15 protein-coding genes and 1 tRNA gene are annotated in these 18,385 nt (G+C 35.3%); 15 read left to right on the forward strand and 1 reads right to left on the reverse strand.

Annotated elements, in window-relative coordinates; genetic code table 11:
* Positions 1–221: 221 nt before the first annotated feature.
* Positions 222–297 (reverse strand) — tRNA-His (locus I6E82_RS00705).
* A 284-nt stretch (positions 298–581) separates the two neighbouring features.
* Between I6E82_RS00705 and I6E82_RS00710 the strand changes: the two genes are divergently transcribed.
* From I6E82_RS00710 to I6E82_RS00780, 15 genes are all read left to right on the forward strand, one after another.
* Complete coding sequence (locus I6E82_RS00710) at positions 582–1,400, forward strand: mechanosensitive ion channel family protein (RefSeq protein WP_007582322.1); 819 nt, start codon at positions 582–584, stop codon at positions 1,398–1,400.
* 185 nt (positions 1,401–1,585) lie between these two features.
* Entirely contained in the window at positions 1,586–2,368 is a 783-nt protein-coding gene (locus I6E82_RS00715; RefSeq protein WP_024597834.1) for a DUF481 domain-containing protein, read from the forward strand.
* Positions 2,369–2,490: 122 nt separating this feature from the next.
* A complete protein-coding gene (locus I6E82_RS00720; RefSeq protein WP_197116366.1) occupies positions 2,491–5,169 on the forward strand; it encodes an SLBB domain-containing protein in 2,679 nt (892 codons plus the stop codon).
* 126 nt (positions 5,170–5,295) lie between these two features.
* Positions 5,296–6,264, forward strand: a complete 969-nt coding sequence (locus I6E82_RS00725; RefSeq protein WP_197116368.1) for a Wzz/FepE/Etk N-terminal domain-containing protein — start codon at positions 5,296–5,298, stop codon at positions 6,262–6,264.
* Positions 6,265–6,336: 72 nt separating this feature from the next.
* Positions 6,337–7,440, forward strand: coding sequence for a dTDP-glucose 4,6-dehydratase (gene rfbB / locus I6E82_RS00730; RefSeq protein WP_197116370.1), 1,104 nt, complete (start codon positions 6,337–6,339; stop codon positions 7,438–7,440).
* A gap of 1 nt (position 7,441) precedes the next feature.
* On the forward strand, positions 7,442–8,314 hold the full coding sequence (gene rfbA, locus I6E82_RS00735; RefSeq protein WP_182716440.1) for a glucose-1-phosphate thymidylyltransferase RfbA: 873 nt from the start codon (positions 7,442–7,444) through the stop codon (positions 8,312–8,314).
* A gap of 20 nt (positions 8,315–8,334) precedes the next feature.
* On the forward strand, positions 8,335–9,066 hold the full coding sequence (gene phbB / locus I6E82_RS00740; RefSeq protein ID WP_010555583.1) for an acetoacetyl-CoA reductase: 732 nt from the start codon (positions 8,335–8,337) through the stop codon (positions 9,064–9,066).
* Positions 9,067–9,073: 7 nt separating this feature from the next.
* A complete protein-coding gene (locus I6E82_RS00745; protein ID WP_010555584.1) occupies positions 9,074–9,643 on the forward strand; it encodes an acyltransferase in 570 nt (189 codons plus the stop codon).
* Positions 9,630–10,760 carry a dTDP-4-amino-4,6-dideoxygalactose transaminase gene (rffA, locus tag I6E82_RS00750; protein WP_197116372.1) on the forward strand — a complete coding sequence of 377 codons (1,131 nt, stop codon included), beginning with the start codon at positions 9,630–9,632 and terminating at the stop codon, positions 10,758–10,760. The genes I6E82_RS00745 and rffA overlap by 14 nt, the downstream gene beginning before the upstream one ends.
* Positions 10,750–12,165 (forward strand): lipopolysaccharide biosynthesis protein, encoded by a 1,416-nt coding sequence (locus I6E82_RS00755; protein ID WP_197112013.1) that lies wholly within the window; start codon positions 10,750–10,752, stop codon positions 12,163–12,165. The genes rffA and I6E82_RS00755 overlap by 11 nt, the downstream gene beginning before the upstream one ends.
* Positions 12,166–13,428, forward strand: coding sequence for a glycosyltransferase family 4 protein (locus tag I6E82_RS00760; RefSeq protein ID WP_197112015.1), 1,263 nt, complete (start codon positions 12,166–12,168; stop codon positions 13,426–13,428). It abuts the gene before it with no gap.
* A 35-nt stretch (positions 13,429–13,463) separates the two neighbouring features.
* Positions 13,464–14,966, forward strand: coding sequence for a hypothetical protein (locus tag I6E82_RS00765; RefSeq protein ID WP_197112017.1), 1,503 nt, complete (start codon positions 13,464–13,466; stop codon positions 14,964–14,966).
* Complete coding sequence (locus tag I6E82_RS00770) at positions 14,956–16,044, forward strand: glycosyltransferase (RefSeq protein ID WP_197116374.1); 1,089 nt, start codon at positions 14,956–14,958, stop codon at positions 16,042–16,044. Before I6E82_RS00765 ends, I6E82_RS00770 begins: the two co-directional genes overlap by 11 nt.
* Positions 16,045–16,097: 53 nt before the next feature.
* Positions 16,098–17,267 carry an O-antigen ligase family protein gene (locus tag I6E82_RS00775; RefSeq protein WP_197116375.1) on the forward strand — a complete coding sequence of 390 codons (1,170 nt, stop codon included), beginning with the start codon at positions 16,098–16,100 and terminating at the stop codon, positions 17,265–17,267.
* The gene (locus tag I6E82_RS00780) at positions 17,264–18,385 is read left to right on the forward strand and encodes a glycosyltransferase family 4 protein (RefSeq protein WP_197116377.1); all 1,122 of its coding nucleotides are present in this window, start codon (positions 17,264–17,266) and stop codon (positions 18,383–18,385) included. The genes I6E82_RS00775 and I6E82_RS00780 overlap by 4 nt, the downstream gene beginning before the upstream one ends.

Here is an 18,385-nt window from a genome sequence, read left to right on the forward strand (position 1 = left end):
TCACATTAGTTAAATAAATGTTATTTAATTGCAGGCTAAATACTTGCTTAATAAATCTTCAAGTTAAACTAATTAAAAAGGGAGAGGTTGCTGATAAACTAATTTAGCTTAATATATTAATTAATTTTGGATAACGAAGATTAGGTATGCTGTATAGGATATAAAAAGATAATTTAGGGGAATTATTAAAATATAAATAAGGGTATTACTAGGAGAAAAAGTGGGGCGATTGACGGGGCTTGAACCCGCGACAACCGGAATCACAATCCGGGGCTCTACCAACTGAGCTACAACCGCCACTACACACACCTTGTTTGGTGTGGCGCGCATAATACATAAAATAATAAATGTTGTGAAGTCTAAATGTGAAATAAATTAAAATAATTTAAATAAACAAATTTAATCAGTGTTGGACAGCTAGTATTTACGGGGATTAGGTAACATATTTGTCGCATAACCTTCGCGAAAAATCGAATACAGGCGAATTTAATAGTATTAATTCATTATTCTATGAGAATAAATTGTAAATTAATGTATAATAATGCTCGGAAAACGCTTAATAAAAAACATTTGGAGTAAATATGGATTCAGTACTTAATTGGCTTAACGATAACTCAGGCCTAATCTTACACTACGGTATACAAGCTGTTGTTGCGCTTGTTATCTTTTTACTTGGTAGTCGTATCGCTAAGTTTTGTTCTAACTTAACTGAAAAAGGTTTTGCTAAAAAGAAAGTAGATAAAGCTGTAGGGTCGTTTGTTTCAAGCATTGTGTACACACTTGTATTTGCTGTTACTATTTTAATGGCACTTTCGCAAATTGGTATTGAAACAACTTCGTTCATTGCTATTTTAGGTGCTGCAGGCTTAGCTGTTGGCTTAGCATTACAAGGTTCATTATCTAACTTCGCATCAGGCGTACTTATTATTTTACTTCGCCCATTCAAGTCTGGTGACTTTGTTGAAGCCGGTAATAAAATGGGTACTGTTAAGAAAATCGAAATATTTTCAACTGAACTTCGTACTCCAGATAATAAAGTAATCATCGTACCAAACTCTCAAATAATGTCAGGCGCTATTACTAACTTCTCGCGTGAGTCTACTCGCCGTATCGATTTAGTTATTGGTGTTAGTTACGATGCTGATTTACGTCAAGCAAAAGAAGTATTAAAATCTGTATTAGATGCAGAAACACGCATACTTAAAGACCCAGCTTATACAGTAGCTGTATCTGAGCTAGGTGATTCTAGCGTAAACTTTGTTGTTCGCCCTTGGGTTAACGCTGCTGATTACTGGCCTACTTACTGGTCATTAATGGAAAATATTAAAATTGCATTAGATGATGCAAATATTGCAATCCCATTTCCACAAATGGATGTTCATTTACACAAGCAAGATTAATTTTAAATAGTTATTTAATTAAAGTTATCTTTAATTGTTGTAGTGATAAAGCGGCTATTAGAAATAAAATTTCATGCAGTATTTGCTGCATGAAATTTTTTACATTATTACTTAGCTGTTTAGCTTGCTCTAACAAGTAATGCTTTAATAAAATAGATATACATTTATACAAAGGTTATTTTTTAATGAAATTAAAGCTTTTATCAGTTTTAGTTGCAGCTTCTGCTGCAACAAATGCATTCGCTGCAGACGCAGATCAAAAAACGTGGGAAGTTACCAGTGAACTTGGTGCTATTATCACTAGTGGTAATACCGAAACAACCACACTAAAAGGTGGTATCAAGGTACAACACAACCTTGAAAACTGGAACAACGAATACAAGCTAGACGGCATCTACAAAGAAGATGAAGTTGAAGATGCTGATGGCGACAAAAATAAGCAGCGCACTAACGAAAAGTACTCAATTTCTGCTCAAGGCAATTACAAATTAAATGAAGATCATTCTCATTTATTCATTTATGGTTCACACGTTTCAGATTATTTTGGAGCATATAGAAGTGAGTCGGTAATTTCTGCTGGTTACGGTCTACGTTTATTAAACGAAAAGACAATGTGGTTAAGCGCCGAAGTTGGTCCTGGTTATAAATATTTTGAATACCCAGATGACAGCACTGAAATAGATGATAACGGTAACTCTCTTGCTGGCGAGTTTGAAGGCGAAGTAATTGCCTTAGGTAAGTTAGATTACAACTGGCAAATTTCTGAAAGTGCCCGTTTTACCCAATTAGTTGCTGTGGAGTACGGTGATACAAACACTAAAACTCGTTCAGAAACTGCATTGCTTGCAAAAATAAACGGCTCGCTACAAATGAAAGTAGCTTTTAATGTTACCAACAACTCAGACGTTGCTGATGATAAAGAAAGTACAGATACTGAAACGTCATTCACGTTGGTTTACAGTTTTTAACCAATGTAACTAAGTTAATGACACTAAAGTGACAAAAGGGACGAAAGTCCCTTTTTTATTTGCTCAAAATTAATGTATTATGGCCACCAATTTTGGTTGTAGACCTAGGGATATACCTACTCGTGAAAGTTTTTACACAATTTATTAGTGCTTTTATTCTACTTTGTAGTTTTAGTACTTTGGCTTTTACGCCAACAGCATCTCAAATTGAGCAATTTAAAAAGCTGCCAAAAGCTCAGCAAGAAGCCCTAGCAAAACAGTATGGTGTTGATGTTTCAACAATCACCGGTACAAACCAATCTAATAATCAAAATAATACAGAGCAACAAAACAGTATTGGTGAGCGCGCAGAGCCAGAAAAAGAAAAGCTAACAGATGAAGAGCGCTTCAAACCAAAAGCAGACGAATTAAAACCATATGGTTATGAATTGTTTGCAGGTGAACCCACTACATTTATGCCAAGCGAAAATGCCGCAGTACCCGATACATACATTGTAGGCCCTGGTGATCAGTTAAAAATTAACTTTTACGGAAAAGAAAGCGAAAGTTTTGAAGTCATAGTTGATCGTGAAGGGCGTATTAGTATTCCTGACCTGAGCCCTGTAGAAGTTGCAGGTTTAACCTTTGCTGAAATTAAAGAGCTAATAAAAGTAAAAGTAGAGCAAGAAGTTATTGGCGTAAAAGCTTTTGTATCGCTTGGTCAACTTCGTAGCATGCGTATTTTAGTGCTAGGTGAGGCTTACAAGCCGGGTAGCTACAGTGTTTCTTCATTAACAACTGTTTCGCACGCATTATTTGTAAGTGGTGGTGTGTCTGACATTGCCTCTCTTCGTAATATTCAAGTTAAACGCGCAGGCAAGGTCGTTGCAAACTTTGACCTTTACGACTTACTTATTAATGGCGATAGCAGTAACGATATCGTATTAAAGCCGGGCGATGCTGTATTTATTCCATCAGTTGGCGCTCAAGTAAGAGTTGAAGGGGCAGTAAAGCGACCAGCTATATTTGAACTTAAAAAAGGTGAATCTGCTAAGCAGTTATTAGCAATGGCCGGAGGCCTTAAACCAAATGCATATGCCAAAAGCGCAATTGTAGAGCGCTTTAACTTCGATCGTAAAGAAGTACTCTCGGTAGATTTTTCAAAATCGCAAATTAACTATATTCCACAAGATGGCGACCGTATTCGCTTTAATTCAGTTAGCTCGCAATATCAAAATTCAGTTAGCTTAATTGGTGCAGTAGCGCGCCCAGGTAATTATCAGTGGCACCAAGGCAAGCGCATTTCAGATGTACTTAAATCAGTACGTGGTGACTTACTACCGCAAGCCGATTTAAGCTACGGACTCGTAATCCGCGAAATAAATATAAACGGCGATATAGAAGCACACCAATTCGACGTTGCTCAAGCGATTATTAAAAACCCTGAGAATAACTTACAACTTCAAGCTAATGACAAGATAGTTGTATTTAGCCGTTTTGAAGAAAAAGAATTAGAGCAATCAACTCTAGCAAATATGGCCCTTAGTCAAGAGCAACAAGAACAGCAACAAAAAGCAGAGCAATGGCATAAGTTTGAACAAAAAGAGTTCGAAAAATACATTGGCGTTAATCAAGAAGACGAAGAACTTGTTCTTGAAGACAATAAAATACTCACTATTGCTGAAATTTCTAAGCGCAAAGCAAAAGAAGAAGAAGGCCAAGAACTCAAACCTGAAGATTACGCGTTATTTAGCCGCCATAATTTATTAGCGCCAATTATTGCTAAATTTAAGCAGCAAGCATCAGTGCAGCAAGCAATGCAATTAGTTGAGATTAGCGGAAACGTTACTTTCCCTGGTATTTATCCACTAATGATTGGCGGTGAGGTAAGTGATTTAATAACAGCAGCAGGTGGCTTGCTGGAGTCTGCATACATAAAACAAGCTGAAATTACGCGAATAGTAGCGAGTGATGGTTCTAAGATCGAACATTTACGATTTGATCTTGAAAGCGCCATGAAAGGCGACCTTCAAAGTAATATTACATTACAAAGTAAAGACAGCATAAACGTATTCGCTATTCCAAATTGGCAAGAAAATGTAAAAGTAGAATTAAAAGGCGAGCTTAAATTTCCGGGCACTTACACCATACGCCGAGGAGAAACGCTTACTGAATTGCTAGAACGTGCGGGTGGCTTTTCAAAATTTGCAGAGCAAAAAGCAGCTGTATTTACCCGTACGTCGATTAAAGAACAAGAGGAAAGGCAGTTAGCACGTTTATCTACAGAGCTTCGCCGTGATATAGCTTCAAAAAGCTTTGAAAGTTCAGTGAGTAGTAATTCACTCTCATATGAAGAAATGGATAAGTTACTTAATGATTTAGCAAGCGTTGAGGCTTTAGGGCGCTTGGTTATCGACCTTCCACAAATAGTCAATAATCAACAAAATTTAGTACTGCAAAATGGCGACACACTTTATGTGCCAAGTAAACGCGATTCGATTAGTGTAATAGGCGAAGTTAACTACTCTACCTCGCATTTGTATAGGCAAGGTGTAAGCGTTGACGAATACATTAACTTAAGCGGTGGTTTAAAAGAGCGCGCTGACGAGGACCGTATTTACATTATAAAAGCCAATGGCTCGGTAAAAATACCGAATACGGGAGGGTGGTTTGCCTCTAATAGTTCTGAGCAGTTAGAACCAGGCGATACAATAGTTATACCAATGGACGCTGGCCATATGGATAAGCTAACTCTTTGGAGCACAGCAACACAAATACTGTATCAATTAGGTGTGGCATTCGCAGCAATAAGCGGCATTTAATAATCATGAGCGGCTTAATGCCGCGCATGTATTTAAGCAAATATTTACAATTAGGCGGGGTTTTATGCCTCGCATGTATTTAAGAAGGCGGGGCTTTATGCCGCGTAGAATGAGCATGAGATTTACATGGAAAATAATTTAAATAGCCCAAAACAAATCAATAAGAAAATAGTCGCTGATGACGAAATTGACCTACGAGAATTATTTTCAGCAATTTGGCAAGGTAAATGGTTTATTATCGCGATCACTGCGTTATTTGCTGTATCGTCAGTTTTTTACGCCATGAATCAGCCTAATATTTATAAATCTGAAGCATTGCTTGCTCCTGCAGAGCAAGAGCAACAAGGTGGCTTAGGGGCATTGGCGGGTCAGTTTGGAGGCTTGGCAAGTTTAGCCGGTGTTAGTTTAGGGGCAGGTGGAGGTGTTGATAAAACTCAAATGGCGCTTGAAGTCCTAAAGTCACGAAAATTTACCAGCGAGTTTATTCAAAAGCATAATATTTTGCCTGATCTGATGGCTGTTAAATCATGGAATTTAGTTACAAACACTTTAAGCTACAACACCGAGATTTATAACCCACAAAATAAAAATTGGCTGCGAGCCGTAAAAGCACCTAAAAAATCAGAGCCTTCAATGCAAGAGGCTTATAAAGTATTAAGTAAGCTCATCTCAGTAGATGTTGATTCAGAAACGGGCATGATAACTCTAGCCGTTGAGCATCAATCCCCTGTAGTCGCGCAGCAATGGGTCACCTGGTTAATACATGATATAAATAAAAGTATGAAGCAGCGAGACGTTATTGAGGCTAATAAAAGCACCGAATTTTTAACTAAACAGTTAAATCAAATAAAGATAGCTGATATACGTATCGTATTATATAAATTAATTGAAGAGCAAACAAAGACCATTATGTTTGCTAACGTCCGTGATGAGTATATATTCAAAACTATTGATCCAGCATTAGTACCAGAAGAAAAGAATGGCCCTAAGCGTGCACTAATTTGTGTCATAGCTATTTTTTTAGGTGGTATCTTGAGTATGATGTTTGTTTTATCTAGAGCTTTCCTAGGGCAGAAAGAAAATAAAATTCAATAACAAGTATATTAGTTCAATGAAGTAAATATAATTTGTACATAGTTTATTTTAGGTGATGCTGGAAATATAATAATGAAAATACTAATAACAGGTGGTGCAGGGTTTATTGGCTCTGCCGTTATCCGACATATAATAGATAATACTCAAGATTTGGTTATCAATCTCGATAAGCTGACTTATGCAGGTAATTTAGAGTCACTAAGATCAGTTGATAGTAATGAGCGTTATGCATTTGAGCAAGTTGATATTTGTGACCGTGTAGCCCTAGACCGTGTGTTTGCCAAGCACAAGCCAGATGCTGTAATGCATTTAGCTGCAGAGAGCCATGTTGATCGCTCAATTACAGGCCCCGCTGAATTCATCCAAACCAATATTGTAGGAACTTACACTTTATTAGAAGCTGCTCGCGAGTACTGGAATTCACTCGAAGATAGCGCAAAGCTAGCTTTTAGGTTTCATCATATATCTACTGATGAAGTGTATGGTGATTTACCTCACCCAGATGAGCAAGCGGGTAATGCGTTGGGTAAAGCGCTACCTCTGTTTACTGAACAAACATCTTATGCACCAAGCAGTCCTTATTCAGCAAGTAAGGCATCTAGTGATCACTTAGTTCGTGCATGGCTACGTACGTATGGCTTTCCTACAGTTGTAACCAATTGCTCAAATAACTATGGGCCATATCATTTCCCTGAAAAATTAATACCATTAGTAATACTTAATGCCCTTGAAGGTAAAAAACTACCGATTTATGGAAAAGGTGATCAGATTAGAGATTGGTTATTCGTTGAGGATCATGCTCGAGCTTTATATAAGGTAGTAACTGAAGGTAAAATTGGTGAAACATATAATATTGGTGGCCATAACGAAAAGCAAAACATTGAAGTTGTTAAAAGTATTTGCAGTATTCTAGATACTTTAGTGCCTAAGGACTCCCCGTACTCAGAACAGATAACGTACGTGGCAGATCGCCCTGGTCACGATAGACGTTATGCTATTGATTCATCAAAAATGAGTGCAGAGCTAAACTGGACACCGGTCGAAACCTTTGAAACAGGTCTACGTAAAACGATTCAGTGGTATTTAGATAATCAAACGTGGTGTCAAAACGTACAAGATGGTTCATATCAGCGTGAGCGACTGGGCGAAATAAATATGACAGCTAAAGGAAATTAGCATGAAAGGAATTATCCTTGCCGGAGGCTCCGGTACACGCCTTTATCCTATTACTATGGGTGTATCCAAGCAGTTACTCCCAATTTATGATAAGCCAATGATTTACTACCCGCTTTCTGTGTTGATGTTAGCGGGAATACGTGAAATCTTAATTATTACTACACCTGAAGATCAAGAATCATTTAAACGATTATTAGGTGATGGTTCACGCTTTGGCGTTGAGCTTAGTTACACGATACAACCAAGCCCAGATGGCTTGGCTCAAGCGTTTATTTTAGGTGAAGAGTTTATTGGCTCTGACGACGTTTGTTTATTGCTAGGCGATAATATTTTTTATGGGCAAGGGTTTTCACCTAAGTTAAAGCATGCGGTTGAGAATGCTAAGAACGGACTAGGGGCGACTGTATTTGGCTATCAAGTAAAAGATCCGGAACGTTTTGGTGTTGTTGAATTTGATGAGAACCAAAAGGCTATTTCCATTGAAGAAAAGCCAGCTAAACCAAAGTCTGATTTAGCAGTAACCGGTTTATATTTTTACGATAATTCTGTTGTAGAAATAGCAAAACAAGTTAAGCCCTCGCATAGAGGTGAGCTAGAGATAACGTGCTTAAATGAAATTTATTTAAAGCAAAATAAGCTTAATGTTGAAATACTTGGTCGCGGCTTTGCTTGGCTTGATACTGGCACGCATGAAAGCTTACTTGAAGCGGCTCAATTTGTAGAGACTATTGAAAAGCGACAAGGGTATAAAATAGCTTGCTTAGAAGAAATTGCATTAAATTATGGCTGGTTAACAAAGCAAGAAGTTTTAAGACTAGCTAAGCCACTAGAAAAAAATAGTTACGGGCAGTATTTAAAAAGTATTGCCAGCTGAAATTATAAAGTGAGTTAGTTATGAAAAAAATAGCCGTAGTAACTGGTGCTACAAGAGGTATTGGCTTAGCTATATCCCAGAAGCTAAGTCAGGATGGTTTTTTTATTGTTGGTATATCAAGGGCTGATAATCAAGAAGCAAATGATTCTTGGGTAAATTCTCTATCAAATGATTGTCGCTTATTTAAGTGCGACGTCACAAGTTTATTAGCTGTTGAAGAGATGATTGCTAAAATTAGTGAGCTTGAAGGTTCAGTTCATTTACTTGTAAATAATGCGGGTATTACAAGTGATAGTTTTTTTCATAAAATGTCATTGGAAAGTTGGAAAAGTGTAATCGATACTAATCTAAATTCATTATTTTATATTACACAACCAATATATAAAATAATGAAAGAGAACGGCGGTGGAAAAATAATTAACATTTCATCTGTTAATGGTCAAAAGGGTCAGGCAGGTCAAGTAAATTATTCATCTTCGAAGGCTGGTGTCCATGGATTTACAATGGCATTAGCGCAAGAAGGCGCTAGAAGTAATATTTTAGTTAATACAATATCTCCGGGTTATACAAACACCGAAATGATGAAGAATATTAGAGTTGATATATTGCAAGGCATAAAAGACAACATTCCACTAGGACGACTGGCTGAGCCAAAAGAAATTGCTAATGTAGCTTCATTTCTTGCGAGTGATTGTTGCTCATACATTACAGGTGCGAATATTCCTGTAAATGGCGGCTTATTCATAGGGTAATTATAAAATGGCATATTTAACAGATATTGAATTACAAAGTGTTGGCTTTAAAGCGCTTGGTAAGAATGTCAAAATTAGCGACAAAGCTGCAATATATAATCCAGATCAAATTGAGATTGGTAATAACAGCCGAATTGATGATTTTTGTGTTATTTCAGGTAACGTAAAAATAGGTCAATATGTCCATATAGCACCATTTTGTCTAGTTGCTGGCGGTGAGAAAGGTATTCAAATGGATGACTTTTCAGGTTTAGCTTATCAAGTACAAGTATTCAGTCAGTCGGATGATTACTCTGGTCGAACTTTAACAAACCCTACAATACCGACTAAATATAAAAAAGAGACGAAAAAACATGTGCATTTAGCTAAGCATGTAATTGTCGGTGCTGGATCAATTGTTTTTCCAGGAGTAAAGCTTACAGAGGGCTGCTCTGTAGGTGCCATGTCTCTAGTTAACAAAACTACTGAGCCTTGGGGGATTTACGTTGGAAATCCAGCAAAGCGTGTAAAAGAAAGAAAGAAAAATTTACTTGAACTAGAAATTGAATTTTTAAGAGATAGCAATGGTTCCTTTTAATATTCCTCCTAAAGTAGGTACAGAATTAGCGTATATCGAGCAAGCGATTGCATCAGACAAGTTATGCGGCGATGGTTACTTCTCTAAAAAATGCGAAAAATGGTTTGAAGACAGCTTCAACACAACAAAAGCATTACTAACTCCCTCATGTACAGCATCGTTAGAGCTAGCCGCTATTCTGATTGATATTCAGCCTGGTGATGAAGTTATAATGCCCTCATACACATTTGTATCTACAGCGAATGCGTTTGTATTACGTGGTGCAAAAATTATATTTGTTGACGCTCGTCCGGACACAATGAATATTGATGAAACACTCATTGAAGCTGCTATTACGGCTAAAACAAAAGCAATAGTGCCAGTACATTACGCAGGTGTAGCTTGTGAAATGGATACAATACTCGCTATCGCAGAAAAACATGACTTGTGGGTAGTAGAAGATGCAGCACAAGGCGTAATGTCTACCTATAAAGGTAAAGCACTAGGAACTCTTGGTCATATAGGTTGTTATAGCTTTCATGAAACTAAAAACTACTCATCGGGTGGTGAAGGTGGGGCTATTTTAATTAATGACCCTAAGCTAGTTGAACGAGCTGAGATTATACGTGAGAAAGGAACAAACCGTAGCCAATTCCTACATGGTATTGTCGATAAATACACATGGCAAGACATAGGCTCGAGCTTTTTACCAAGCGAGTTACAAGCTGCATATTTATATGCTCAACTTGAAGCAGCAGACACGATAAATAATTTCCGTTTATCAATATGGGAACGTTATTACAATAAACTGAGCCTAAAACTAAAGGCTGAACAGCTACCTCATATTCCGGATTCATTAACGCATAACGCGCATATGTTTTATATAAAATTGAGCTCAAATGAAGAGCGAAATGAATTTATTAGTTATATGAAAACGCAGGATGTTACGACACCTTTTCATTATATCCCACTGCACTCAAGCCCTGCAGGAAAACAGTTTGGCGAGTTTTCAGGCAAAGATATTTATACAACGCAAGAGAGTTCAAGGCTAGTACGTTTGCCGCTGTATTATGGAATGACTACAGAAAATCAAGACAAGGTAATAAAAGCGTCTTTGGATTTCTTCCTTGAAAGCTAAAATAATTTTACAATTTGCTTTAGGCCCAATTGGTGCAGCACTTCTTGGGTTTATAACCCTGCCGTTTGTCGCTTGGTTTTTTACAGTTGAAGATGTCGGCCGTTTGACTATGCTGCAAGTGGTTTTAGGGTTAGCTGTATCCTTATTTAGTTTATCAATGCATCAAGCTTATGTTCGTGAATATCATGAAAAGACTGATAAGGAAGCTTTATTAAAATTAAGTATTCTTCCCGGTTTAGTCTTAATTACTATTGTTGCATTGATAGCCTTATTACAGCCTTACTCTATTTCTAAATTATTATTCGGGATAAATTCAAATTCGTTAACGGTTTTGTTATTTGTGGGATTGTTAGCTAGTTTTTTTATTAACTTCTTAGCACACGTAATTCGTATGCAAGAACGTGGTTTAGCATTTTCTATAACGCAGATTGCTCCTAAGTTATTTTTACTTATATTAATAAGCTTAATAATGCTTTTTGGCTTAAAAGCTGAATTTTATACGCTTATGTTGATGAATACGTTAGCGATATCGTTTTCATTAATTATATTTGCTTGGCTAACCCGAAAATCTTGGATTGCAGCTTTTACGAAGCGAATTGACACCGTATTATTAAAGGGAATGCTAACATTTAGCTTACCGCTGGTCGCTGGGGGCATTGCTTACTGGGGGGTGAGTACAATGGATAGGTTCTTCCTTAGAAGTTTGTCAGGCTTCGAAGAACTCGGTATTTATTCATTGGCAGCAGCTCTTGCTGGAGTTGTATCGGTTGTTACATCTATTTTTTCTAGCATATGGCACCCCCTTCTTTATCGTTGGGTCAAAGAGGGCTCTGAGAAAAGTAAAATCGAGTGTGTTATAGAAAATATGGTGTTATTTGTTGTGCTGATTTGGTCTTTATTTGGTTTATTATCTTTCATTATTCCTATATTTTTACCTCAGGAATACTCCGCTATAGAATATTTAATAGTAGCGTGCGTAGCTATGCCTTTATTTTACTTATTAAGCGAGGTGACAGGAGTAGGGATTGGTATAACCCGCAGAACTAACTTTTCTATGTTAGCGTCTTTTATAGCATTTGCAGTTAATGCAATTCTAAATTATCTACTAATACCTCATTATGGGGCTTCTGGAGCTGCATTAGCTTCAATCTTTGCATTTTTTATTTTTTTTACAGTAAAGACAGAATCTAGTGCCCATATATGGAAGGCCATACCAAGAGTTAAAATTTATGTATTGATGATTGGTTATGTCGCTGCTACATGCATTATGGTCATTACAAAAGCAAATGAACCGGCGCTAATGTGGATTTGGGTTTTCCTACTAATTTTGAGCTGCGTTCTATTTTCTAAAAGATTAGCAGAAACATATTTTTATTTAAAAAACTATCTAATGAAAAGGGTTTGAATGTTATTTATTTATGGTGCTTTACCAGTAGGTGGTATTGAAACGTTTTTTATGCGAATGGCTAAAGAGCGTCACAGGTTAGGGTTGCATACAACCATTCTTCTTTTGTCATTACCACACGAAAGTAACCCTGAATTATTAAACGAAATGAAAAAGTATGCAAACGTACTATTTCCTGATGATATATTTTTAAATTTAGGAAAATTCACACGCAGATTACCTCTACTCGTGCCCGTTAAAAAAAGAGCATTAGAGCGCATTTTAGAAAATGTCGATCAGATACATGCAAGCGATGGAATGCATGCACTAGTGGGATATCGCTTATCAAATATGCTAAATAAAAATATAATTGTTACGGTTGGTTTTTATCATTACATAAAGTTTTTGTGGGGCGGTGATAATGTTGCTTGGCATGAAAAAGTTAATCGCAAATTTATATTTGATTTTTTACCCGAAAAATCGCTACTTTTTTTCTCGGAAGGCAATCGCCAATTATATATAAAACATAAGCGTAAAAAATTGACTGATGCAAATACTTTTAGACTAGGTGTTATCGATAAAAAAGATATTAAAGTTTCAGGTGAAGTAAACCTACCAATAAAAATCGTAGCAATAGGGCGACTAGTTGATTTTAAAACATATAATTTTTATATGATTAAGGTCTTAAAAAATTTAAAAACGAAAGGGTTTAATGTTCAATTTGACATTTATGGTGATGGCCCTTTAAAAGCACAAATAGCTGATGAAATAAATAAGGCTGGATTGAGTGAATCTATTCATTTAAAAGGGACATTAGACTATCTAAAGTTTGATGAAACAGTGAGTAATTATAATTTATTCATAGGTAGTGGTACTGCTATAATCCAAGCTGCAGCATTAGGTTTGCCAAGTATTGTAGGCGTTGAAAATGTTATAGAAGCTGAAACATATGGTTATTTTAGCGATGTTAACCAATATGAATACAACCTAAAGGGATTGGATTTAGAAATGATATCGGTTGAGACAATTATTGAAGATTATATCAATATGAATACTCAGCAAAGAAAAACCCTAATATCTAGTCATTTAGAGTGCATTGATAGTTTTACTAATGAGTCTTGTCAAAAATCAATGGATGAATTGAAATATATAACTATGCCGGCTAAAAAATTAAAATATAACCGCTGGATTTATGAATTTTCAAGAATATTAGACAGAGTTAGTATGCGTTTTAATAAAAGGCATCCTAAGTTAACTCAATTTGAAGACTTTAAACCAAACTAAATCAATGTATTATCGATTATAAAAGAGCTAACTAAATGATAAAAAAATATACTCTTAATGAACCTGCTATAAAGTTAGATTCTGATTTGGCAGGTGAATTCCCTCTCTATATATATCTATCTAAAGATAAAAAAGTACTTTTATATTCTGAATTAATTACTCAGCTACTTAATGATGAAAGAGTTGAGAAGCCATTAAAAGTATCGAATGAAGGGCTTTCTTTTTTATTGCAAAGTGGAGTTGTTCCTCCACCTTTAACGGCCTATGAAAACATATTTATTCTTGGTATTGGCGACTCTGTAAAAGTACAAACCAACAACAATGAAATTGTAATGAAATTTGAGCATAACTTCCCATTTATGAGTGATAAAAGGGAGGGTAAAGAGGCAATATCTGAACCTAAGCATGAAGATATATTAAACTTATTGGTCGAAGAAACAGTTAAAAGAATTGATCCCAATAAAAAAACATACTTATTCCATAGTGCAGGGAAAGATAGTAATAGTATTGTTTTAGCCTTATCTGAAGCTGGTATAAAAGACAATATAACGCTTGTGACTCATCGCTCTAAAGGGAATTTAGACGAGAGTATCATTAGTGAGAAAATAGCAAAGCAGCTAGGATTTTCGCATCAAGTATTACACGAAATAGATGAACTAAAAGAAGAGCACTTAGTATTTATTAAAAAATACTTTAAAGAATCTCCGTTCCCATGTGTAGATAATCTTTGCTTAGCTTATCCATTGTATAGCATGCAAATTCCAGAGTTAGTGAACGCAAATATTATCTTTGGAGATGGTAATGATAGTCATATGATAAGTCCTCCATCGCCAAAAGATGGGTTATTTATTAATATTTTGCAGTTTACATCTAAGTTTTCTTTTTTAAGAAATTTTATTGAATCTGAAAGTCATTTAAATGTTCCACTACGAACACCTTCTGAGTGGTTTGGCTCATCTGGATTTTCTTTGAAAGATAGTAATAAAATATATCCAGAGGGTATTTCTGTTTATCCGTACTGGAGCGCAGAATCTAAAAAAAGAAGGAAATGGGATTTATTTTATTTTAAATCTGATATTTACTCTACGCGTGTAATTAGCGAAAAAATGATGAGGAAGTTGTTTAATTTTTCTACTTATTTAAACGCAAATATAGTCCTTCCTTTTGCAACGAAACGTGTTGCTAAATATTTTTCAAAAGTAACTGAAAATCATCTGTTTGATAGAAAAACCTTTAAAAACAAAATGATTTTAAGAGATATTTTAAAAGAGCGAATGAACCTCGACTCCGATGAAATTGGAAAAATGGGGTGGTCATACGATACAATCTCTATTGTATTGAATAACTGGGACTTAGTTACGAAAGAAATTTACGATTGCTCTTTGTGGGAGCGTGATGAAGTAGAAAAAATAATCCATAGGCTGAGGAAAACTGTTGACAGTAAAGGGAAGTACTCTGAGTTTTCTTGTGTATTAATATATCGATTATATTTACTGTCAATGTGGAAGAATAAGAGTAAATACTTGAATGAAAAATAAAAAAATTACTTTCTTTATATCATCACTCGCAGGTGGTGGTGCTGAGGGTGTGTGTGTTACTGTCGCAAGTGGTTTAGCTGAAGCAGGTTGTGATGTAACACTTGTAATACTTACATTGAAAGATGCTGCTTATCTCGCTCGATTAAGTAAAAAAGTCAACTTAGTTGTATTAGATTTACCAAATGCTCGCAGTTCTACTTTACCTATATATAATTATTTAAAAACACATAAACCAACTAAAGTAGTTGTTTTTAATTATGAACTTAGTCTTATATTGTTACTTATTAAGCTTTTTATGAGAGTTAATGTAAAAATTATAAGTAGGAATATAAACTCACTTTCTGAAAATTCAAAAAATGTTGAAAAAAGCTTTCGAACTTCTGTTTTTTCTTTTTTATTAATGAGAATTTATAAGAAATCTGACCATATTGTTAATCAGTGTGAAGGCATGAGAACTGATTTATTATCAGTATTTCCAGAATTAAAGAATAAAACGAGTGTTATATATAATCCTGTAAACAAAACGATTGAGAACTATGCTCGAAATGTTGATTTTACTAAAGTAGAAAAGCAAAATTATTTACTTTGCGTCGGTCGTTTAGAAAAGCAAAAAGCATTTCATTATGCTATTGAAGCTTTTGCTGGAGTTGCTTATAAATACCCGGGTTTACGTCTTAAAATAATTGGTCAAGGGAGTTTAGAACCCTCACTTAAGAGTCTAGCTATCAGTTTGAATGTTTCTGAAAGGATCGACTTTGAAGGTTTTCAAGGCAATGTGATACCTTATTATTTATATGCAAAGGCAACTATTTTAACATCTCTTTACGAAGGCTTTCCGAATGTTTTAATTGAATCCATCACACTAGGTACTCCTGTTGTTGCTGTAAATTGTAAGAGTGGCCCTAGTGAGATAATTAAAAGTGGCTGCAACGGCTTCATAGCAGATTATATGAGTAGTACATCATTGATTGAAAAAATTGATTTATTATTGCAAGTTGAAATGAAACCTTATGATGTCCACATAACCTCAAAAGTTTATTCAACTAACTGTATTATAAAAAAATGGCTTGAAATTTAAGTTCGTTTTTTATCTGATAATAAATTTCACACAATTTTATTTTGGTTGCATAAATGAAAAAAAAATCATTGGTTAGTTTTGCTGCTGTGCTTTTTATCAGTTCAATCCCTTTTTATGATGTTCCTCAGTTTCCGGTACCTGGAATTACATGGTCATTCTTCTTTGGCTCTATATTTTTGTTTTTATACTTTATTATTTTAAGGAGAACAGAGCGAAGGTTAACCATATCGATTTACCCATTTTTAGCTTTTGCTGTTTTTCTTATTATTTATATGACTTCTTATATATATAACTTTACTAATTTGGATGGAAGAGGGTTTAATCATATTATTTTCTATATGATAACTTTCTTTTTTTATTACTTTTGTTTTTATTTAGCCTTAAATTTTTTAGGAAAAGCTTGCATACAAAAGATTATATACTTTGGTTTGGCTGTAATTGCACTTGTTGGTACTGTAGAGATACTAATGTTTTTTATTTATGGCTTTAGTGAATATGAAAATTTTTTAAACCATGGAGGAAACGTTGGGGTTTATGGTGGGCTATTTCCTCGTATGCGATCATTATTTAATGAGCCAAGTCACTTAGCTCTTTTTGTGGTTTCTTGTTCTGTATTTATTTGGGATATTGGTTTAAGGGCTAGATTACTCGTGGTGTATATTTTATTTTGGACTTTTTCTACTTCAGCTGCTTTTGGTATTGCTGCAGCAGTTTTAGTGTATAATCTCTATAAATCTTGTATTAACCGACGTGCCATTTACAAAATAAATTTATTGTTACTGATTATTATTCCTGCTTCTTTATTTGGTTTATTAACAAAATTCCCATTGTTTTCTAAATTATTTAATATGCTATCAGGTTCTGGATCGTCGGATAGTGTGAGGCTAACAGCGTTGCTAGAGAGTATAAAATATGTGGGTAATAGTCCTTTGATTGGCTTGGGGCCTACTTTTTATTATAACTATTCTGAGACGGGACTATTTAATCTCTATATGCAGCTATACATAGAGGCGGGCTTACTTGGGGTTTTATTTTTCTTATTATTTTACTTCTACCATATAAAGGCTGCATTGATTAAACCTGTTTACTTTATAGCTTTCTTTTCTTTATTTTTTCAATATATAGGCATGGATCATTATTATATACCTGGTATATGGATGATGCTGGCTTATATGCATTATGATAGTTGGTTATATAAAAAAACAAATAGGACAGATACATGAAGGTTGTGCACATTATTACAGGGTTAGCTGACGGTGGTGCTGAAGCTGTTTTATATCGCTTATGCACAACCGATTCAAAAAATAGCCATACAGTTATTTCATTAATGGGCTTATCTAAATATGGTCCGTTATTGCAGCAACAAGGTGTTACTGCGTATTCATTGGATATGCCATTAGGACGCTTTACATTCAGCGGCCTATTAAAGCTATATAAACTGATTAAAAGCATTAAGCCTGATGCAGTACAAACATGGATGTATCATGCAGACCTTCTTGGTGGCCTAGTGGCTCGTTGTGCGGGTATAAAAAATATAACATGGGGATTGCATCAGTCTAATTTAACACCAGGTGCTGCTAAAAAGTCCACCATACTGGTTGCGAAATTATGTGGCTATTTAAGTTACATCATTCCTAAAAAAATTATTTGTTGTGCTGATAAAGCTGCAGAAGCTAATAAAGGGATTGGCTATTGTGAAGCAAAACTTAACGTGGTTTATAATGGTTATGACCTTAACGATTTTAAAGCCGATAATAATGCTAAAGAACAAATTAAAAAAGAGTTTAGTATTTCAAGTAACACTGTTTTTATAGGCATGGTAAGTCGTTTCCATCCGTTTAAAGATCACGAAAATTTAATAAAAGCTTTAGGTTTAGTAAAGCAGCAGAAAATTAATTTTTCATGTTTATTAGTTGGTCTAGATATGTGTGACAGTAACCAGCAACTAATGGGATGGGTACAACAAAATAACGTACTCGATAATGTTATTTTGGCAGGAAAAAGAAGTGATATACCAAAAGTAATGAATGGGCTTGATATACACCTTCTGTCAAGTTCGAGTGAAGCGTTCCCGAATGTATTAAATGAGGCTATGGCGTGTGGTACTCCATGCGTTACCACAGATGTAGGTGATGCTGCACATATTGTTGGTGATACTGGATGGGTGGCTAAACCGCAAAATTCTCAAGATTTAGCAAGTAAAATAGTTGAAGCTATAAATATGAAAGCCCATTCAAAAGATGCATGGGAAGCAAGGCAGCTTAAAGCGCGAGAGCGAATAGAAAATAACTTCAAGATAGAAACCATGGTAAGTAAATATAATGAGATCTGGAACTCTTAA

This window comes from Pseudoalteromonas sp. NZS11, from assembly GCF_015864765.1.
GTDB classification, from domain to species: domain Bacteria; phylum Pseudomonadota; class Gammaproteobacteria; order Enterobacterales; family Alteromonadaceae; genus Pseudoalteromonas; species Pseudoalteromonas arctica.